Raw genomic sequence first — 20,066 nt, 5'->3', positions numbered from 1 at the left:
TGCACATCCGCTGTACGTCATGTCTCCTTCAATGACCTCCATCGAGCGATATCGCGGGCTGCAACCCCGGCGAGGGCCACGTCGACGAGTGTCAGGCTCCACGTGCCAGCAGCATCGCCTTGATGCGGCCGATGGCACGCATCGGGTTGAGCCCCTTGGGACACACCCAGGTGCAGTTGGCGATCTGCCGACAGCGGAACACGCTGAACGGAGCGTCGAGATCGGCCAAGCGCTCGTCCGTGTCGGCAGCGCGGCTGTCGATCGGAAAGCGGTAGGCCTCAGTAGGCGAGATGCAAGCGGTGCCGGGCATTGATACGCATGACGTAGCCGATCTTGACCAGAGTAGGGCCGACGATGACCAGAATATGCGCCAGCACCTGGACCATCAGCGACAGCCGGTCGTCGATCACGTAGCCGCCCATCACGCCGGCCCCCAGCAATGCCAGCCCCAGTATCAGCAGGGTGTCGCCTAGCGTATGGGTTCGGCCGGGATCTTCGAAGTAATGCAACAGCATACGGCTCCTCCTCGCTTCTGGGCAGGCCACGACAAAGGCCACTGATGGGCATCGCTTCCTGCCAACAAAAGATGTATTTGAATTACTTCTTATAGGATAGCCGCCGTGCACCATCGGTCAACCCATCATGGGCACTCCGACACCTTCGCCAACCCCCAGTCGTCGAACAGCACGTAGAGCGCCGGAATCACCAGCAGCACCAGCACGGTGGCGCTGAGCAGACCAAACACTACGGCGATCACCAGGGGCTTGATGGCATCCGCCTGGGTGCTGGTCTCGGCCAGCAACGGCAGCAGGCCGGCGATGGTCGTGGAGGAGGAGATCAGGATGGCGCGCAGCCGGTCGCGGCTGGCGCGGCCGGCTGCGGCTGCGGCGTCGAGCCCTCTCGCCCTGTGCTCCTTGATGAAGTGGATCAGCAGAATGGCATTGTTGACCACGATGCCGGCCAGGGACGCTGCACCGATCAGCGAGGGCGTGGAGAGATAGTAGCCCATGATCACGTGTCCCCAGATGGCGCCGATGAACGCCAGCGGGATGGAGAGCATGACGATCAGCGGCTCCACGTAGCTGCGGAACTGGAACGACAGGATCACGAAGATCCCCACCAGGCCGATCAGCAGGGCGCGGCCGATGGAGCCGCCGGTCTCCGCGGAGCTGGCCACCTGGCCCTCGAAGGTGACTTCCACATCGGGATGCTTCTCCCGGAAGTCTTGCAGCCAGCCGCTGCCGATCAGATCGTCGACGATGGCCTGGCCGCTGGCCTGACGGGCGTCTACGTTGGCCTCCACGGTCACCGTGCGCCGCCCGTCGATACGAGTGATGCGTGCCCACTCGCGACGCTCGGCCATCTCGGTTACCACCGAAAGCGGCACTTGGCTGCCGTCGGGCAGCATGAGGGTCTGGTCGGCCAGGTCGTCGAGGCCGTCGCGGTCTGCCTCGGCCTGGCGCACCAGCACCTCGATCTCCTGCTCGCCGATGCGCTGGGTATTGGCGATCTCGCCGAGCAGGGCGGCACGCAGCTGGCCGGCCACCTCGTCGGCGGTGAGGCCCAGGCCGTGAGCCCCAGGGGCCAGGGAGTAGGCGCGCTGGGGCTTGCCCAGGCGCTGGTCATCCATGACGTTATAGACCGCCGAGTAACCCTCGAGTCGCTCGGTCAACTCGTGGGCTGCCGCCTTCATGGCATCGAGATCCTCACCGGTGAGGCGCACCGCCACCGGCACTCCGGCAGGGCCGAAGCCCGGTTCCTGGATGATCAGGCGCTGCAGGCCCTCGATCTCGCCGATCGCCTCGCGCCACGCCGCGGTGAGCTCGTCCAGGCTCTTGGTGCGTCGCTCGGCAGTGAGCAGGTCGACGCTCACCGTGGCCACGTGGGGGCCCGTCTCCCGAGCGCTGAGGTTGTGGTTGAAGCGCACCTGAATCGCCTCGATCAGCGCCCTGCCCTCCGGCTGCTCGGGGGAGAACCTCGCATCGAGCTCGCGCATCGCCGCCTCGACCCGCTCGGCCACCGCCTCGGTACGTTCCAGCGGCGTGCCCTGGGGCATCAGGATGCGCGCCTCCAGCACGTCGCCGTCGATGTCGGGCATCGCCTCCCTGCCGACATGGCCACCGGCCATGAAACCCACCGACCCCAACATGACGGCCAGTACTGCCCCCAGCACTACATGGCGAAAACGAATCGTTCGGTCGGCCAGCCGTCCCACGCCCTCGCGGAAGCGCTCGAAGCCACGGTCGAAGGCGGTACGAAAACGCGAATCATGGCCCTGCTGCAGATGCTTCACACTGCCCTTGAGATGGTGGGGCAGGATCCAGAACGCCTCGACGAGACTCGCCGCCAGGGCGGCTATCAGCACCACCGGCAGCACCTCCAGCACCGCCCCCAACTCGCCGGCCAGGAAGGAGAGCGGCACGAACACGGAAGCCGTGGTCAGGAAAGACGACAATACGCCGGGCAGTACCTGACGGGTCCCCGCCACCACCGCCTCCAGCGGCGTGGCGCCCTCCCCGGCGTGGGCGGCGATGTTGTCGGTGATGACGATGGCGTCGTCCATGACGATGCCGATGGCCATCAGCAGCGCCACCAGGGTGATCATGTTCAGGGAAAGGCCGGCAAGCCCCATCACCAGAAAGGCGCCCATGAAGGCGGCGGGCAGTCCCAGTACCGCCCACAGCGCCAGGCGCGGGCGGAAGAACAGGCTCATCACCAGCACCACCAGCGCCAGACCCATGAGGCCGTTGGCCACCAGCATCTGCAGGCGGTCGCGCACGATACGGGTCATGTCCTGGGTCAGGGACAGTGAGATGCCATCATCGAAGCGGCGGCGCTCCGCCGCCAGCAGCGCCTCGAGATCCTCCTTCACCGTCAGGGCGTCGTCGCGCAGGCTCTTGCTCACCTCCAACACCAGCGCCGGCTCGCCGTTGAAGCGCAGCTTCTCTTCCTCGCGTTCCCCGGTCTCGGTCAGGGTGGCGATGTCGCCCAGGGTCAGTTCGCCGCCGGCCGAGTCGGACACCACCACCAGGCGCTCCAGTTCGGCAAGCGAGCGGCGCTGGTCGGTGAAGCGCAGCAGAATATCGCGCTCGGGCGTCTCCAGCGTGCCCAGCGGCAAGTCCAGGCTCTGGGCGGAAATCCGCCGCGCCAGCTCGCGAGCCGAGAGGCCGTGCTGACCAAGCACGTCACCGGGCACCTCCACCAGCCACTGGCGCTGGGACATGCCGTGGATGGTCACGTCCGCCACGCCGGACAGCGCCATGATGCGCGCCTCCAGGCGCAGGGCGTACTCCTCGAGCTGGCGGGCGGGCATGTCGGCCGACACCGCCACCGCCGCCACCGAATCGCTGCGATGCAACTCGCGCACCACCGGCGGCTCGGCCCGCGCCGGCAGCTCGGTGATGGCGCCGACCTCGGTGTCTATCTCGCTAACGAAGCGTATCGGGTCGCCGCCGCCCTGCATGGTGGCAGTGGCGCTGGCCAGATTGTCCTGGGCCATGCAGACGAATTCGTCGAGGTACTCCACCCCCTTCACCGCCTCATGCAGGCGCCGGCACACGGCATCCTCCACGTCGGCGGCACTGGCCCCGCGGTAGACCACCTCGACGCTCACCTCCACCGGGCGATAGTCGGGAAACGTCTCGCGCTTGAGCGACGGAGCGGTGAAGAGCCCGGCGGCGATCAGCAGCACCAACAGCAGATTGGCGGCGGTGGGATGGGCGGCGAACCAGCGGATCATGGCCGCTCCCCCCGCGCGCGAGCGGCGATGCGTGCTTCCAGGGCTTCGTCGCGCCGTGCTGCCAGCGCCATCCCGACGATCGCCGCGGGCAGGTCGTCGACCACCACTCGCTCACCGGGCTCGAGGCCAGCATCGATCACCGCCAGGTCGCCCTGGGTGAAGGCCACGCTCACGTCGCGTCGCTCGAGGCGCTGCTCGGCATCCGCCAGCCACACCTCGCCCTGATGCACGGCGCTGGCCGGAATCGCCAGCCGTGGCTGCGGGCTCGATGCCGTGAGCCGCGTACGCACGTACATGCCGCGTTGCAGGGGTGGACGATCTGGCGGTCGAATGTCTCGGTAGGGTTCGTCCACCCGTACCACGGCACGCACCGTCCGCGTGCTCGGGTCCAGCCCGCTGGCGACACGCACCAACCGCCCCGTCCAGCCCACGCCTTCGGCACCCGCCAGCGACAACTCGGCGTCCACTGCGGAGAGATCCAGCCGCTCGTCGAGGTCCAGCCCCGGATCGAAGGGTTCGTCGGGCAGGATCGCACCCAGCAGGCGGCGCATCATGCCGATGGGAACGTGCGCCTCCACCTCGGCAGCGGCCAGGCTGTCGGCCTCGAACAACCGCTGTCCGCTGGCCACGAACTGGTGACGTTCCGCCTCCACCTCGCCCAGGCGCAGGTCGTAGGGTGCTTTGATGCGCGTATCCGCAAGATCCTCGCGGGCCTGGGCGAGGCGCACGGCGGCGCGCTCGCGCTGAGCCTCGAGCACCGCACGCCGTGCGGGCACCAGCGCCAGGGTGTTCTCCAGCGAAGCCACCGCCTGGCGCTGCCCCAGGGTGCTGCGACGCTGCTCGTCACGCCGCGAGGTGGAAACCGAGCCACTGTCCGCCAGGCGCTCGATACGCGACAACTCCTGCTCGGCCAGGGCGAGCGCCTCCTTCTCCAAGGCCAGCAGGCGGCCGGTATTGTCCTCCTCGGCCCGAAGCTGGGCCAGTTCGCCGGCCAGGCTCGCCAACTCCGCCTCGGCCTCGGCGATGGCCAGCTCATAGCGGCTGGGATCCAACGCCACCAGCAGGGTACCCTCGGGCAGCAAGGTGCCACTCTCCAGCTCCGGGTGGCGCTCCACCACCCGGCCCGGCACGTTGGCCACCGCCTGCCAGGTCTCGGCGGGGCGCGCCACGCCGTGTCCGCGCGCTTCCAGGCGGAAAACCAGCGGGCGGGCCTCGATGACCCGCACCGGAGTGGCGGCCACTGCTGCTTCTTGGCGCTCGGGGGCCTGGCGATTGGCCACGAAAACGACCAGCAGCGCCACACCCAGGGCGACGCCGACGAGCACCGTCAGCGCCCGCCCCAACCGCCGACTCCAGGGCTTCATGCGTCACCTCCCACCGCCTGGCAGATGCCATGCCGATAGAGGTCGAAGGCCGCCGGCGCGCGCTCGACGATGCCCGCCACGTCATCGACGATCAACGCCTGCATCACCAGCCCCTGAAGCGTGCCGATGAACTGGGTCGCCGCGGTATCCAGATCGAGCCCGGGGCGCAGGCGCCCCTCGTCGCGGGCACGTTGCAGCAGGCTCAGCAGGCGTTGGCGGTAGCGCTCCATCAGCTCGCGCACCGTGCGACTGGCCGGCGTCGGACGCGGATGCTGAAGCTGGCCCATCAGCAACCGCGGTACGCCAGGGTGCTCGGCAATGAAGGCAGCATGTGCCAGATACATCGCCTCCAGCGCCGCCAGGGGGTCATCGACACCCTCGGCGGCGGCGTCGACGCGCGCCATCACCCGCCCGGCCACCCAGGTCACCACCGCCTCCCAGATGGCGTCCTTGCTCGGAAAATGGCGAAACAGCGCGCCCTGGGTGACGCCCATGCGCCGGGCAATGCGCCCGGTGGTGAGAGTGGCGGGCTCCTCCTCACCGCACAAGTCGATGACGGTCTCCACGGTGCGCTCGCGACGCGCCTCGGCACTGAGATGCTGACGTTCCGACATGGCCGAACCCCAAAAGATAGTAATTGATTACTATCTTATCAGTCAGATCGGCCTCCTTCCAGCCATCCACTGAGAGGGTGTCTTACTTCTGAAGGACACGCGACATGGTCAAAAAAACCCTTCACGGTCATAAAAACCCTGACTCAACAGGGTGATTTCGACCCTAAAACCCATAATAGATTGATTGAAAAGCAAAGATTTGAGTGGCACGCCTTTTGCTAACTCAAGAGACCATTCTTTGTAAGGAGTCACTGCCATGCCCCTGCTCGACCAGACCGTAGGCCGTACCGCCCTCACCCTGCCCGGCGCCACTCGCGTCTTCCATGCCCATCACATCGATTTCTGCTGTGGCGGTCGCGTCACGCTGCGAGAGGCGGCCAAGCGCGCCGGCCTGCATCCCGACAGGCTCATCGCCGAACTGGAGGCGTTGCCGGCCAACGCCAGCGAGGAGCACGACTGGCAAGCCGCTGACAACGACGAACTGATCGACCACATCCTGACCCGCTACCACGACGTCCACCGCCAGCAGCTGCCCGAACTGACGCGCATGGCGCGCCGCGTGGAGCAGGTCCACGGCGACCGCGATGCCTGTCCCCGCGGGCTCGCCGACCTGCTGGCCGGCATCCACCAGGAGATGGAAAGCCACATGCAGAAAGAGGAGCAGATCCTCTTCCCCATGCTGCGCCGCGGCCAGGGCGCCCAGGCCCAGGGGCCGATCACGGTGATGCGCCACGAACACGACGATCACGGCGCCAGCCTCGAGCATTTGATGGTGCTCACCGACGACATCCATCCCCCCAGGGGCGCCTGCACCACCTGGCGCGCCCTGTATGCCGGCCTGCGCGAATTCCGCGAGGACCTGATGCAGCACATCCACCTCGAGAACAACCTGCTCTTCGAGCGTGCCGGCTGAAGCACCACCACCCGACTTTGCGCGCCGTCTCGTCATGGCAGACGGCTTCTCCCCTGACCGACCCGGAGACTTCATGCGACTCTTTCCACGTACCGCAGCGTCTCATCAGCGCGCCAGCGGCGATACTGCCGACGCCCTGCGTGCCGAGCGCGACCGTCTTCAGGCCCGCATCGACGCCCTCGAGGCCGAGCAGCGCCTCCACCAGCACCTGTTCACCAACCTCACCGGATTCGGCGACTCCGTGGTGGCCCTGCGCGAATCCTTCTCGGATCTCTCCGAGCTACTGCAGGGCAACCAGCAGGTCGCCGACTTCACCACCAGCGAATCGCAGCGCAGCCAGGATGCCTTGAACGCCATGGTCGAGGAGCTGCGTGCCCTCAATGCACGCATCGGCCAGGCCGCCGAGCAGGTCACCTCGCTGCGCGGCGATGCCGGGCGCATCGACAACTTCGTCACCGTCATCGACGAGATCTCCATGCAGACCACGCTGCTGGCCTTCAACGCCAGCATCGAGGCGGCCCGGGCCGGCTATGCCGGGCGCGGCTTCGCCGTGGTGGCCACCGAAGTGCGTCAGCTCGCCTCGCGGACCAACGACGCCACCGACGAGATCGGCGGGCTCAACGGCAGCATTCTGAGCCAGGCCGACCAGGTCGACGGCGTGATGGACGACAACGCCCGCAAGGCCGAGCGTTTGAGCGCCGAGGCCAGCCGCGTCATGCAACGCACCGAACAGCTGCTGGGCCTGAGCGGCGAGAGCAGTCAGGCGCTGGCCTTCTCGGCCATGCTCAGCGAAGTCGAGCTGGCCAACCTGGAAGAGCTGGAAATCAAGCTGGAGGTCTATCGCATCTTCATGGGCCTGTCGGACAAGCGAGCGGAGGACCTACCCGACGAGACCCAGTGTGCCCTGGGCCGTTGGTACTACGACGGTACCGGCAGCCAGCGCTTCTACAGCGACCGCGATTTCCAGGCGCTGGAGGCCCCTCACCGCGACGTGCACCAGCGCGCCATCGAGGCCGTGACCCATCACCAGGAAGGGCGCATGGACGAGGCGATGGACGCCCTGGCGACGATGGAATCCGCCAACCTGGACGTCATGAAGCGACTGCGCTATATCATGCGCAAGTATCGGCCGGACACGCGCCAGGCTCGCTTGCCCGAGACAGCCGACGCGCCTGCCCCTATCGCCCAAGATCCGCTACCGGAACCGGCAGCTCGGCGCAGCAATCGAGACGACAGCACTGCAACGGCTGCTGGAAATCACGCATTGCAACCTTCATGACCTGGATCATTTTCCTGTCCCGCCGGAGTGTCTACCCTGCACGAGACACAACATATGGTGTTCATGGATTTTAAAAGCACCATATATGGATCATCGGCCAGCGAGGAAAGCGCCATGGAAAGCCCCCAGCCCGGCGTCGTCGACGTCGCTTCGACGGTCAACGAGTACCTGCAGCGCGCCGACTGGCGCGTCAACGCCAACGCCAATCAGGGTTTCTCCCTGGGTGGGCTGATCCTCAACGCCTCGGGCAAGCTGATCGCCAACTACTGGCTCGACGAGGTCTACCCCAGCGCCGTTGGCGAGGCCCACCGCCGCGGCGATCTGCACATTCACGACCTGGACATGCTCGGCGGCTACTGTGCCGGCTGGTCGCTGCGCACCCTGCTGATCGAAGGCTTCAACGGCGTTCCAGGCCGAGCGGAAAGCGGGCCGCCCAAGCATCTCTCCAGTGCACTGGGGCAGATGGTCAACTTCCTCGGCACCCTGCAGAACGAATGGGCCGGCGCCCAGGCGTTCAGCTCCTTCGACACCTACCTGGCGCCCTACGTGCGCATCGACCGGCTCGACTACCCGGCGGTGAAGCAGGCGGTGCAGGAGTTCATCTACAACCTCAACGTGCCATCGCGCTGGGGCAGCCAGACGCCCTTCACCAACCTAACCTTCGACTGGATCTGCCCGGCGGACCTGTGCGATCAGGTACCGATCGTCGGCGGCGAGGAGCAGCCCTTCACCTACGGCGAGCTGCAGGCCGAGATGGATCTGCTCAACCGCGCCTACCTGGAAGTGATGGAGGAGGGCGACTGCCGCGGCCGGGTGTTCACCTTCCCGATCCCCACCTACAACATCACCGCGGATTTCGATTGGGAGAGCGACAACGCCGAGCGGCTCTTCGCGCTGACCGCCAAGTACGGTCTGCCCTACTTCCAGAACTTCCTCAACTCCGACCTGGAACCGCACATGGTGCGTTCCATGTGCTGCCGGCTGCAGCTCGACCTCAGCGAACTGCTCAAGCGCGGCAACGGCCTGTTCGGCAGTGCCGAGCAGACCGGCTCGCTGGGCGTGGTGACGATCAACTGCACGCGCCTGGGGCACCGCTTCGCCGGCGACCGGGCAGGGCTCTACGCCGAGCTGGACCGCCTGCTGGAACTGGGCCGCGACAGCCTGGAGGTCAAGCGCGAATGCATCCAGCAGTGGATGGACGACGGCCTCTACCCCTACAGCCAGCGCTACCTGGGCACCCTGCGCAACCACTTCTCGACGCTGGGCGTGAACGGCCTCAACGAGATGGTACGCAACTTCAGCGACGACCGCTTCGACATCGCCGACCCCGAAGGCCAGCAGCTGGCCCTCGAACTGCTGGATCACGTCCGCGAGCGGATGCGCGAATTCCAGGAAGGCACCGGCCATCTCTACAACCTGGAGGCGACCCCCGCCGAGGGCACCACCTACCGTTTCGCCAAGGAAGACCGCAAGCGCTTTCCCGGCATCTTGCAGGCCGGCACGTCGGAGGCGCCCTACTACACCAATTCCAGCCAGCTGCCGGTCGGTTTCACCGACGATCCCTTCGAGGCGCTACTTCACCAGGATCCGCTGCAGACGCGCTATACCGGCGGCACGGTGCTGCATCTCTACATGCGCGAGAAGCTCTCCTCGGCCAGGGCCTGCAAGCAGCTGGTGCACACCGCCCTGTCGCGCTTCCGCCTGCCCTATCTCACCGTGACGCCGACCTTCTCGATCTGTCCGGTGCACGGCTATCTGGCCGGCGAGCACGAGTTCTGTCCGAAGTGCGACGAGGCGCTTCTGGCAAGACAGGCCTCGGCTGCCGCGACGACTGCCTGAGGCCATTCCCCCGCAAAAACCACCGTGAAAAGGAGCATCACATGAACCAGGCCATCGAGAACTTGCCCACCGAACAGCGTCAGCGCTGCGAAGTCTGGACCCGGGTGATGGGCTATCACCGCCCGGTCAGCCAGTTCAATCACGGCAAGCAGTCCGAGCACCGCGAGCGCCGCCACTTCAGCGAATCGGCCGGTCGCGCCTAACCCCACCGCCATACCAGGCGCCCCGGCGACCCCGGGCGCCTGCCTGGAAAGCGCCAATGCCCGCATCCGTATCGCCCCAGCTGCGCCTTCCCGTGGCCGGCCTCACGCCCATGACCACCCTGGACTACCCCGGCCACCTGGCCTGCGTGGTGTTTCTGCAGGGCTGCCCGCTGCGTTGCGGCTACTGCCACAATCCGCAGATGCTCGAACCGCGCAAGGCCGGCTCGGAAGAGTGGGTCGAGATCGAGGCGTTTCTCGAACGGCGCCAGGGCCTACTGGAAGGCGTGGTGTTCAGCGGCGGCGAGCCCACGTTGCACGCCGACCTGCCCAATGCCGCCGAGCGGGCCCGCTCCCTGGGCTTCAAGGTGGGGCTGCATACCGCTGGCGTCTATTCGCGGCGCTTGCGGGCGCTGCTGCCCTGGCTCGACTGGGTAGGGCTGGACGTGAAGGGCCCGGCCGAGCGCTTCGATGCCATCGTCGGCCGCACGGGGCTCGGGGCCGGGCATCGTATGAGCCTGCAGATGCTGCTGGAGAGCGGCATCGACTTCGAGTGCCGCACCACGGTGCACTGGCACGATTTCGATCTGGACGGTCTACGCCGGCTGGCACTCGACCTCGCCGGGAAGGGCGTGGGGCACTACGCCATCCAGCTGGCGCGACCGGGGCAGTGCCTGGATCCTGCCTATGCTGCCCCCTTCACCGACCGGCCTCACAGCGAGGCCCTGGAATCGCTGCTCGCCTCGCTCCGCCCCGCCTTCGAGCGGCTCGAACTGCGCGATTGATCCCATCTCCTCCCGGGACCGTGTCTCGCCATGACCCGAGTCAAAAGGCCATGCCGCATAGTCGACTAGCATGGTTGGGTTTCCCACCACAGGAGGCTCACCATGGAGCTCGTCTGCCCCGCCGGCAATCTACCCGCCCTGAAGCGGGCCGTGGATGAAGGGGCCGATGCCGTCTATTTCGGCTTCCAGAACACCACCAACGCCCGCCAGTTCGCCGGCCTCAACTTCACCGACAAGCGCGCCCGGGAAGGCATCGACTACGCCCACGCTCGCGGCAAGCGGGTGTTCTGCGCCATCAACACCTACCCGCAGCCCGACGGCTGGGCCATGTGGACCCGCGCCGTGGACCAGGCCGCCGAGTTGGGTGTCGACGCGCTGATCCTGGCCGACATGGGGCTGCTCGACTACGCCGCCCGCCGCCATCCGGGGCTGTCCCGTCACCTCTCGGTGCAGGGCTCGGCCACCAGCCATGAGGCGCTGCGCTTCTACCACGATCAGTTCGGCATCAAGCGCGCCGTACTGCCGCGGGTGCTCTCCATCACCCAGGTGCGCGACCTGGCCAAGCACACCCCGGTGGAGCTCGAAGTGTTCGCCTTCGGCAGCCTGTGCATCATGGCCGAGGGGCGCTGCTACCTGTCGTCTTATCTGACCGGCGAATCGCCCAACACCCGCGGCGTCTGCTCGCCGGCCGCCCACGTGCGCTGGGAGGAGACTCCCCAGGGGCTCGAGTCGCGCCTCAACGGCGTACTGATCGATCGCTACGGCGAGGGCGAGAACGCCGGTTATCCCACCCTGTGCAAGGGACGCTTCGAGGTGGGCGGCGAGACCTATCACGCCATCGAAGAGCCCACCAGCCTCAACACCCTGGAACTGCTGCCGGAGCTGCACGAACTGGGCATCAGCGCAGTGAAGATCGAGGGCCGCCAGCGCAGCCCTGCCTACGTCTCCAAGGTCGCCGGCATCTGGCGCCAGGCGCTGGACCGCCTGGAAGTCGCTCCAGGTCGCTTCCACGCCGAGCCTGCCTGGATGAGAGGTCTTGGCGAGGTCTCCGAAGGCAGCACCACCACCCTGGGCGCCTACGAGCGCCGCTGGAAATAGGAGAGAGCCATGTCCATCCCCCAGACCCTGCAGCTGTCGCTGGGCCCGGTGCTCTTCTACTGGACCCGCGAGCGCTATGCCGACTTCTACCGCGAGGCCGCCGACTGGCCGGTGGAGATCGTCTATTTGGGCGAGTCGGTGTGCTCGCGCCGGCGCGACATGAAGCTCGACGACTGGCTGGGCATCGGCCGCGAGCTGGCCGAGAGCGGCAAGCAGGTGGTGCTGTCGAGTCAGACGCTGATCGAATCCGAAGCCGACCTGCGCGACCTGCGCAAGCTGTGCGACAACGGCGAGTTCAGCGTCGAAGCCAACGACCAGAGCGCCCTTCAGCGCCTGTCCGCCGCCCGCGTGCCCTTTGTTGCCGGGGCCGCGCTCAATCTCTACAACCCGACCACGCTGACGGTAATGGCGCGTGTCGGCATGCAGCGCTGGAACGCCCCGGTAGAGATGTCGCGCGACGACCTGGCCCGCCTGCTCGCCGACTGCCGCGCCGAGGGGCTCGACCACCCCTGCGAGGTATTCGCCTACGGCCACCTGCCGCTGGCCTGGTCCTCGCGCTGCTTCACTGCCCGGCGCTACCAGAAGCCCAAGGATCGCTGCCAATTCGTCTGCCAGAAACACCCGGAGGGCCTGGCGCTGCGCTCCCAGGAATCCCGGGAGGTATTCACGCTGAACGGCATCCAGACCCTTTCCGGCGCCTGTCAGAATCTGCGCCATGAAGTGCCGAGCATGCAGGAGATGGGCGTCGGCGTGGCCCGCCTGAGCCCACGCGCCGAGGGCATGGCCGAGGTGGTCGCCGCCTTCGATGCCGCTCGACGCGGCGACCTGCCCGCCCCCGACCCACTCGCCCTGATCGACGCCGAGATCTGCGACGGCTACTGGCACGGCCGCCCCGGCATGGACAACACCCGGTCGGCGAGCCAGTCATGAGCGCCGTGCTGCGCCTGGTCGACACCACGGCGCCGGCCATCCGCCTGCCGGTGGCGGGGCTGGCCGCCGACAGTGCCACGGCCTTTCCCGGTCGCCGGGCGGCGGTGGTGTTCCTGCAGGGCTGTCCGCTGGCCTGCCACTACTGCGACAGCGGCCCCATGGCCGAGGCGCGCCGCGCCAGCCCCGGCGAGTGGGAAGCAATCCTGGCGTTTCTCGAGGCCCGGCAGGGCGAGATCGACGCCGTGGTATTCAGCGGTGGCGAGCCCACCCTGCACCCCGATTTGCCCGCCGCTGCCGCGGTGTGCCGGGAGCTTGGGCTGGCCGTGGGGCTGCACACCGCCGGCCCCTATCCCGAACGCCTGGAACGGCTGCTGCCGCTGCTCGATTGGGTGGCGCTCGACACCAAGGGGCGCGGCCGCGACTTCGACCGCATCGTCGGGCGAGAGCGGGTCTGGCAGCGCCACGTGCGCAGCCTGGGGCTGCTGCTGGACGACGACACGCCCTACGAGTGCCGTACCACGGTACACTGGAAGGATTTCGACCTGGCGAGCCTGGAGCAGCTGGCACTGACGCTGGCCGACTGCGGCGTGCGCCACTACGCCATCCAGCTGGCGCGCACCGCCCAGTGCCGCAACCCCGACTACTGCCACCCGGTCCCCGACGCCCCCACGCGGGAGAGCCTGGAGATCCTGGTACGCAGGCTCAGGCCCTATTTCGAGAGCCTCGAACTGCGCGGTTAGTCGACAGCGTACGGGAGGCAGGCAACCGAGATGTATCTGACTCTGGTCGATATCCTGCTGGCCACCAGCATCGTACAGTCGTTGGCCCTGGCCGTTTTCCTGTTGCTGCCTGAAACCTTCCGCCTGGTCAGCAACCGGCTGCTGGCCGCCAGCGTGATCACCTTCGCGGCAGGCCTCGGCGAGGTCTTCCTCTACGCCACCGGCCTCGCCCTCAAGCACCCCAACCTAGCCTATCTGGGCACGCTGATCGGCCTGCTGCAGGCGGGTCTGCTCTATCTCTATGCCCAGTCGCTGATGTATCGCGACTTCCGCCTCGTGCCCAGGCATGCCGTCCACACCCTGCTGTTCTGGGTGGTATCGGCCATCTTCCTGGTGGAGTACTACCTGCAACCCAGCGAGGTGAAACTGCAGATTTTGCTGAGTCGCGATCACCCCGGCGTGCTGACGTCTCCCCTGTTGGCTGCCGCCATTCACCTGGTCGTACTCGGCTACCTGTGGGCCACCATTCGCGCCCTCAGTCGCTTCGGCACCACGGTGCGCCAACTCTTCTCCAATCTCGAGAACAAGCAGCTGGCCTGGCTGCGCACACTGCTGATCGGCTACGCCTTCGTCTGGACCATCAGCCTGCTCTACTGCCTCTCCGCCCATGTCTTCAAGAGCAGTGCCAGCGCCCAATGGGTCTCGACCGTCGGTGCCATTACCGGCTTTTCGTTCATCAACTACCTGATCATCCATGCCCTGCGCCAGCCCGCCATCTTCTCGGGGCTGAGCGCCGAAGAAGCGCAGCTCGCACAAGGCGATGACGACGGCCACGCCACGCCCGTCATCGCGGTGAACAGGAAGCTGCTCCAGCAACTCGAGGCGCACATGACGACGACCAAACCCTACCTCGATGCCAACCTCTCCGTGGAGCAGCTGGCGCATCAACTTGGCACCGCCCCTCGCGAGCTGTCGCGGACCATCAACCGGGGGATGGGGAAGAACTTCTTCGAGTTCGTCAGCGACTATCGCATCGCCGAAGCCTGCCGACGACTGCAAGCGGCCGGGGCCAGCACCACCATCCTGCAGGTAATGTACGACTCGGGCTTCAACTCCAAGTCGGTCTTCAATACGGCCTTCAAGAAGGCCACCGGCATGACCCCCAGCGCCTACCGGGCCCGGTCATAGCCATGCCTCGCCCGGGGACGCCTAGTCCCTTCGGCGTTCGACTTTCGGTACGCCGCAACCGAACCCGTAACCTACTGATATTGAAAGCGCTCAACAAGCGACACAGCGCGTACGAGTCCGCGTTGCCGAACGACCCTGACGCCGCGGCTCCCTAGCATGGGGGCACAGTCGGCAAGCGAAGCCGGCTGCCCCATCCACGACTTCGGAGCAAGACCCCATGACATCAACCTTTCGCAAGCACCTGTTGGCCATCGCCACCACCATCGCCTTCGCCATGCCGCTGGCCACGCCAGTCTTCGCTCACTGCGACGCCATGGACGGCCCGGTGATCTCTGAGGCCGAGGCGGCCCTGGCTGCGGGTGACATCACGCCGCTGCTCAAATGGGTACCGGCAGCCAACGAGGCAGCGCTGTCGGATGCCTTCGACAGAACGCTCGAGGTGCGCCAGCTCGGCGACGACGCCCGGGAAGTGGCCGACCGGCAGTTCTTTGCCACCCTGGTAGAAATCCACCGCGCCTCCGAGGGCGCTCCTTTCACCGGCATCAAGCCCGCTGGCGAGATCGACCCAGCCGTCGCGGCCGCCGACGCGGCCCTGGAGAACGGCAGCATCGACGAGCTGCTCGCGAGGGTCAGCGCCAAGTTCGAACAAACGGCCCGGGAGCAGTTCGAAGCGACGCTGGCGGCCCGTCACGCCGCCGACGACAGCGTGGCGGCCGGGCGTGACTACGTGGAACACTACGTGCAGTACGTCCACTATCTGGAAGATGCCCACAACGCCATTGCCGGCAAGGCCGCGGCGCACGACCACTGATCGGTCTGCTCCGCAGCGGCCCCAGCGGCGCTGAGATAACCACGAACCGGGACGAGGAGGCCTCTTGTCCCGGTTCGTGACGGCCAGCTAGGCGGAAAGATTCTCCGGCCCGAAGGCATCGGGCAGCAGCTCGTCCATGGTGTAGCGCTTGAGCAACCGACCCCGGGCGTCGATCACGTGGATGCGCGTCTCGGGCGTGGCGAACTCGCGGATGCGCTGGCGGCAATCGCCGCAGGGCGTGCACAGGTGCTCGCCGGGGCCGATCACGTAGACGTCGCGCAGCCGCCGCTCGCCGGCACTGACCATGGCGGCGATGGCCGAGGCCTCGGCACAGAGGCCCTTGTAGTGGGCCACCTCCACGTTGGCGCCGAGGTAACGGGCGCCGGAGTCGCTCTCCACCAGCGCGCCCACCGGATGCTTCGAGTAGGGCGCGTAAGCGCGGTCGCGCACGGCGATCAGTTCCCCGACGATGGCCGTGTCGATGCTCGTCTCGTTCATGCCCGCTCTCCCCGCTGCGCGGCATCGTCGCGCAGCACGGCGTCCAGCGACACGCGCATCATCTCGTCGAAGGTGCTCTGGCGATCGGCGCTGGATAGCGACTCGCCGCGCCGGATGTGGTCGGAGACCGTGCAGATCGTCGCCGCCCGAGCGCCGTATTCGGCGGCCACGCCATACAGGCCGGCGGCCTCCATCTCCACGCCGACGATACCGTAGCGCTCGAGCAGCTCGACGGTGTCCGGGCGTGGATCGTAGAACAGGTCCGCCGAGAAGAGGTTGCCCACCTTGACCGGTACGCCCAGCGCCGCCGCAGCGTCCACGGCGTGACGGGTCAGGGCGAAGTCGGCGATGGCGGCGAAGTCCATGCCGGCGAAGCGAGTGCGGTTGACCCCGGAATCGGTGCAGGCGCCCAGGCCGATCACCACGTCGCGCAGCGCCACGTCGTCGCGCACCGCTCCGCAGGAGCCGACACGGATCAGCGTGGTCACGCCGTAGTCGGCGATCAGCTCGCGAGCATAGATGGAGACCGAGGGAATCCCCATGCCGTGCCCCATCACCGAGACCGGTCGCCCTCGGTAGGTGCCGGTGTAGCCGAACATGTTGCGCACCGCATTGACCTCACGGACATCGTCCAGAAAGGTCTCGGCGATGTAGCGGGCGCGCAGCGGGTCGCCGGGCATCAGCACGGTATCGGCGAAGTCGCCGCGCGTCGCCTCGATATGCGGCGTGGCCATCAGGGGTCTCCTTGGCTGTCGATGAGGAAGGAAGTGCCATCGGCGAACGGCGGCAGAGCGAAATGGTCGGCCAGGCTCTGACCGATGTCGGCGAAGGTCGCCCGCGCTCCCAGCGTGCCGGGCACGAGCCCCGCCCCCCGCGCCAACACCGGCACGACTTCGCGAGTGTGATCGGTGCCGTGCCAGGTGGGGTCGCAGCCGTGGTCGGCAGTGAGGATCAGCAGATCGTCGTCGCCGAGCCGGGCCAGCAGCTCGGGCAGCCGGACATCGAAGTGCTCCAGGGCGGCGGCATAGCCGGCCACGTCGCGGCGATGGCCGTGGACCATGTCGAAGTCGACGAAGTTGGTCATGATCAGCGAACGCTCGCCGGTCTCGTTCAAGGCGGTCAGGGTGGCGTCCATCAGGGCGTCGTGACCGCTGGCCTTCACCGTGCGCGACACACCGCAATGCGCGTAGATGTCGGCGATCTTGCCGATGGCGATCACCTCGCCGCCATCGGCGTGCAGCTTCTGCAGCAGCGTGGGCGAGGGCGGCTCGACGCTGTAGTCGCGGCGGTTCGCGGTACGCGCGAAGTCCGCGGCGCGCTTGCCGGTAAAGGGCCGCGCGATCACCCGGCCGATGTTGTAGGGCTTGAGCAGGCGACGGGCCGTCTCGCACACCGCGTAGAGGCGCTCCAGGCCGAATGCCTCTTCGTGGGTGGCGATCTGAAACACCGAATCCGCCGAGGTGTAGACGATGGGTTTGCCGCTGGCGAGGTGCTCCTCGCCGAGGCGGGCGATGATCTCGGTGCCCGAGGCGTGGCAGTTGCCGATGACGCCGGGCAGCTCGGCCTCGCGGACCAGGGCATCGAGCAGCTCGGGAGGGAAGCTGTCCTGCGCATCGAGAAAGTAACCCCAGTCGAAGCGCACCGGCACCCCGGCGATCTCCCAGTGGCCGGAGGGGGTGTCCTTGCCCGAGGAGATTTCCCGAGCGTGGCCCCAGGCGCCGATGACTTCGTCAGGCAACGCGACGTCTTCGGCCCAGCCGCCGGTCGCCTCGCGGTGGGCGTGGAGGAGCCCCAGGCGGGCCAGATTGGGCAGGTGCAGCGGCCCGCTGCGTCCGCGGTCGTCGCACTCGCCGCGGGCACAGGCCGCGGCGATATGCCCCAGGGTATCGGCACCCTCGTCACCGAAGCGCGCGGCGTCGGGTGCAGCGCCGATGCCGAAGGAGTCGAGCACCAGCACGATGGCACGAGTCATGGCACCTCCCGACGAATCACGTCCTGAATCAGGGTCGGCACGGTCACGTCGGCCTCGCCGATCGTCACCGCGGCGCGCACTGCCCGGGCGGCCTGCTCGGCGTCCGCGCGGCTGGCGGCATGCACCACCGCCAGCGGGCGCTGGGCATCGACCGCCGCGCCCAGAGCAGCGATCTCGCCGAGACCTACGGCGGGGTCGATGGCCTCGCCGGGGCTGCGGCGCCCACCGCCCAGCGTCACCACGGCCAGACCCAGAGCGCGGGTGTCCATGGATTGAACGATGCCGGCCCGTTCCGCGGTTACGGCCAGTTTGACCGGTGCCTCGGGCAAGTGACTATCGGGCCGTTCGAGCAGATCGTGCGGGCCACCGAGCCCCGCCACCATGCGCGCGAAACGCTCGGCGGCCGCGCCGGAGGCCAGTCGCGCATCGAGCCTCGCCAGCGCGGCCTCGCGATCCGCTGCCAGGCCGCCGGCCAGCAGCAGTTCGGCCGCCAGCTCCCGGGTCACCGTGTGAAGCCGCGTATCCAGCCCTTCACCGGTGAGCATACGGACGGCCTCGCGCACCTCCACGGCGTTGCCGGCACAGGAGGCGAGCGGCTGGCTCATGTCGGTGACCAGCGCCGTGGTGCGGGTGCCGGCGCGGCTGGCCACCGAGGCGATCGACTCGGCCAGTTCCACCGACGCCGAGTGGGTGGGCATGAAGGCACCGCTGCCGGTCTTGACGTCCATCACCAGGGCGTCGAGCCCACAGGCGAGCTTCTTGCCGAGGATGGAGGAGACGATCAGCGGCAGCGACTCCACGGTGGCGGTGACGTCACGCACCGCATAGAGGCGCTTGTCGGCCGGGGCCAGCTCGCCGGTCTGGCCGACGATCGCCACGCCCACCTCCTTGACCAGGCGGCGGAAGGTGGCGGTATCGGGCGTGACCGAGTAGCCGGGGATCGCCTCGAGCTTGTCCAGGGTGCCCCCGGTGTGACCCAGCCCCCTGCCGGAAACCATCGGCACGTGGCCGCCGCAGGCGGCGACCCAGGGGCCCAGCACCAGTGACACCAGATCGCCGACACCGCCGGTGGAGTGCTTGTCGATCACCGGGCCGGGCAGATCGAGGCCCGCCCAGTCGAGCACCTCGCCGGAGTCGCGGATCGCCTCGGTGAGCGCCACCGTCTCGGCCTCGCTCATGCCGTTGAGAAAGATCGCCATGGCCAGCGCCCCCACCTGGGCATCGCTCAGGGTGCCGTCACTGATGCCCGCCACCAGCGACTGGATGGCCGCGGCATCCAGCGCCCGGCCGTCGCGCTTGGCGCGGATCCGCTCCTGGGGTAGGGCCTGGGCCTCCATCAATAGCCTCCCGTCTCGACGGTCGGCGCCGGCACCACCCCCAGGGTGGCCAGCAGGTCGTCGAGCAGCCCCGAAGCGCCGAAACGGAAATGCGCCGGGGTGATCCAAGCCGATCCCATGACCCGCTCGGCCAGCTTCAGGTAGGCCTCGGCATCCTCGACGCTGCGCACTCCGCCGGCGGCCTTGAAGCCGACCTCCTTGCCGCTGGCCCTGATCGTCTCGAGCAGGATCTCGGCCGCCTCCAGCGTAGCGTTGACCGCCACCTTGCCGGTGGAAGTCTTGAGGAAGTCGGCGCCCCCCTCGATGGCCAGCTCCGCGGCACGTCGGATCAGCGCCGGCTCGGCCAGCTCGCCGGTCTCGAGGATCACCTTGAGAGTCGCCCCACCGCACGCCTGGCGACAGCACGCCACCAGTTCGCGGCCGGTCTCCTCGTCGCCCGCCATCAGCGCGCGATAGGGGAAGACCACGTCCACCTCGTCGGCGCCAGAGGCGACGGCCGAGCGAGTCTCGCGCGCCGCCGCCATGACGTCGTCGTCACCGTGGGGAAAATTGGTCACCGTAGCGACCTTGACGGTGCCGCCCAGCTGGTGGGCAGTGAGGGCGCGCCGGGCGGTCACCACGAAGGCGGGGTAGATGCACACCGCCGCCGGCGTCCCCACCGGTGTCTTGGCACGCTGGCAGAGCGCCTCGATGGTGGCGTCGCTGTCGTCCTCGTTGAGACTCGTCAGGTCCATCAGAGCCAAGGCCTGGCGAGCGGCCTGCTGCAGTTCGATCATGGGT

General features: G+C 67.7%; 20 protein-coding genes and 1 pseudogene. 10 read left to right on the top strand and 11 right to left on the bottom strand.

Translation table 11 applies throughout. The features are described 5' to 3' along the window. Positions 1-91 precede the first annotated feature (91 nt). The 6 genes and pseudogenes from sdhB to GFD32_RS13800 all read right to left on the bottom strand — a co-directional run. Positions 92-280 (bottom strand): annotated as a pseudogene (sdhB, locus tag GFD32_RS13825) (succinate dehydrogenase iron-sulfur subunit); the annotation flags it as partial. Continuing rightward, entirely contained in the window at positions 279-515 is a 237-nt protein-coding gene (locus GFD32_RS13820) for a transmembrane sensor/regulator PpyR (protein WP_163577193.1), read from the bottom strand. The gene GFD32_RS13820 and the pseudogene sdhB, both read right to left, overlap by 2 nt. Positions 516-640: 125 nt before the next feature. Continuing rightward, on the bottom strand, positions 641-3,739 hold the full coding sequence (locus GFD32_RS13815; RefSeq protein WP_163577192.1) for an efflux RND transporter permease subunit: 3,099 nt from the start codon (positions 3,737-3,739) through the stop codon (positions 641-643). After that, positions 3,736-5,103, bottom strand: coding sequence for an efflux RND transporter periplasmic adaptor subunit (locus GFD32_RS13810; RefSeq protein ID WP_163577191.1), 1,368 nt, complete (start codon positions 5,101-5,103; stop codon positions 3,736-3,738). Before GFD32_RS13810 ends, GFD32_RS13815 begins: the two co-directional genes overlap by 4 nt. Then, complete coding sequence (locus GFD32_RS13805) at positions 5,100-5,717, bottom strand: TetR/AcrR family transcriptional regulator (RefSeq protein ID WP_163577190.1); 618 nt, start codon at positions 5,715-5,717, stop codon at positions 5,100-5,102. Before GFD32_RS13805 ends, GFD32_RS13810 begins: the two co-directional genes overlap by 4 nt. Before the next feature lie 108 nt (positions 5,718-5,825). Further along, the gene (locus GFD32_RS13800; protein ID WP_163577189.1) at positions 5,826-5,975 is read right to left on the bottom strand and encodes a hypothetical protein; all 150 of its coding nucleotides are present in this window, start codon (positions 5,973-5,975) and stop codon (positions 5,826-5,828) included. Here GFD32_RS13800 and ytfE point away from each other — a divergent pair. The 10 genes from ytfE to GFD32_RS13750 all read left to right on the top strand — a co-directional run bounded on the left by ytfE (position 5,974) and on the right by GFD32_RS13750 (position 15,479). Further along, positions 5,974-6,630, top strand: coding sequence for an iron-sulfur cluster repair protein YtfE (gene ytfE / locus GFD32_RS13795; protein WP_163577188.1), 657 nt, complete (start codon positions 5,974-5,976; stop codon positions 6,628-6,630). The genes GFD32_RS13800 and ytfE overlap by 2 nt on opposite strands. Positions 6,631-6,703: 73 nt before the next feature. Continuing rightward, positions 6,704-7,909 carry a methyl-accepting chemotaxis protein gene (locus GFD32_RS20070; protein WP_276208809.1) on the top strand — a complete coding sequence of 402 codons (1,206 nt, stop codon included), beginning with the start codon at positions 6,704-6,706 and terminating at the stop codon, positions 7,907-7,909. A gap of 114 nt (positions 7,910-8,023) precedes the next feature. Beyond that, a complete protein-coding gene (locus GFD32_RS13785; RefSeq protein WP_163577186.1) occupies positions 8,024-9,748 on the top strand; it encodes a ribonucleoside triphosphate reductase in 1,725 nt (574 codons plus the stop codon). Between the two features lie 41 nt (positions 9,749-9,789). Next, entirely contained in the window at positions 9,790-9,951 is a 162-nt protein-coding gene (nrdD, locus tag GFD32_RS20065; protein WP_089682958.1) for an anaerobic ribonucleoside-triphosphate reductase, read from the top strand. 56 nt (positions 9,952-10,007) lie between these two features. Beyond that, positions 10,008-10,733, top strand: coding sequence for an anaerobic ribonucleoside-triphosphate reductase activating protein (locus tag GFD32_RS13775; protein WP_163577185.1), 726 nt, complete (start codon positions 10,008-10,010; stop codon positions 10,731-10,733). A gap of 102 nt (positions 10,734-10,835) precedes the next feature. Continuing rightward, complete coding sequence (gene ubiU, locus GFD32_RS13770) at positions 10,836-11,831, top strand: ubiquinone anaerobic biosynthesis protein UbiU (protein ID WP_163577184.1); 996 nt, start codon at positions 10,836-10,838, stop codon at positions 11,829-11,831. Positions 11,832-11,840: 9 nt separating this feature from the next. Next, a complete protein-coding gene (locus GFD32_RS13765) occupies positions 11,841-12,761 on the top strand; it encodes a U32 family peptidase (protein ID WP_163577183.1) in 921 nt (306 codons plus the stop codon). Beyond that, a complete protein-coding gene (locus tag GFD32_RS13760; protein ID WP_163577182.1) occupies positions 12,758-13,501 on the top strand; it encodes an anaerobic ribonucleoside-triphosphate reductase activating protein in 744 nt (247 codons plus the stop codon). The genes GFD32_RS13765 and GFD32_RS13760 overlap by 4 nt, the downstream gene beginning before the upstream one ends. A gap of 30 nt (positions 13,502-13,531) precedes the next feature. Next, positions 13,532-14,668, top strand: coding sequence for a helix-turn-helix domain-containing protein (locus GFD32_RS13755; protein ID WP_163577181.1), 1,137 nt, complete (start codon positions 13,532-13,534; stop codon positions 14,666-14,668). Positions 14,669-14,885: 217 nt separating this feature from the next. Next, positions 14,886-15,479, top strand: a complete 594-nt coding sequence (locus GFD32_RS13750; RefSeq protein ID WP_163577180.1) for a DUF6448 family protein — start codon at positions 14,886-14,888, stop codon at positions 15,477-15,479. 87 nt (positions 15,480-15,566) lie between these two features. Here GFD32_RS13750 and cdd read toward each other — a convergent pair whose 3' ends face one another. The 5 genes from cdd to deoC are packed head-to-tail and all read right to left on the bottom strand — an operon-like array spanning position 15,567 to position 20,062. Then, positions 15,567-15,977 carry a cytidine deaminase gene (gene cdd, locus GFD32_RS13745; protein WP_163577179.1) on the bottom strand — a complete coding sequence of 137 codons (411 nt, stop codon included), beginning with the start codon at positions 15,975-15,977 and terminating at the stop codon, positions 15,567-15,569. Then, positions 15,974-16,711, bottom strand: coding sequence for a purine-nucleoside phosphorylase (gene deoD / locus GFD32_RS13740; protein ID WP_163577178.1), 738 nt, complete (start codon positions 16,709-16,711; stop codon positions 15,974-15,976). Before deoD ends, cdd begins: the two co-directional genes overlap by 4 nt. Further along, positions 16,711-17,949: a phosphopentomutase gene (locus GFD32_RS13735; RefSeq protein ID WP_163577177.1), complete on the bottom strand. Its 1,239-nt coding sequence runs from the start codon at positions 17,947-17,949 to the stop codon at positions 16,711-16,713. The genes deoD and GFD32_RS13735 overlap by 1 nt, the downstream gene beginning before the upstream one ends. Then, complete coding sequence (gene deoA / locus GFD32_RS13730) at positions 17,946-19,286, bottom strand: thymidine phosphorylase (RefSeq protein WP_163577176.1); 1,341 nt, start codon at positions 19,284-19,286, stop codon at positions 17,946-17,948. Before deoA ends, GFD32_RS13735 begins: the two co-directional genes overlap by 4 nt. After that, positions 19,286-20,062, bottom strand: coding sequence for a deoxyribose-phosphate aldolase (gene deoC / locus GFD32_RS13725; protein ID WP_163577175.1), 777 nt, complete (start codon positions 20,060-20,062; stop codon positions 19,286-19,288). Before deoC ends, deoA begins: the two co-directional genes overlap by 1 nt. Between the last annotated feature and the right edge of the window lie 4 nt (positions 20,063-20,066).

This window comes from Halomonas faecis (assembly GCF_010993975.1).
Classification (GTDB): domain Bacteria; phylum Pseudomonadota; class Gammaproteobacteria; order Pseudomonadales; family Halomonadaceae; genus Halomonas; species Halomonas faecis.
Note: the sequence above shows the minus strand (reverse complement) of the source record. Positions and strands in the feature narration are given on the sequence as shown.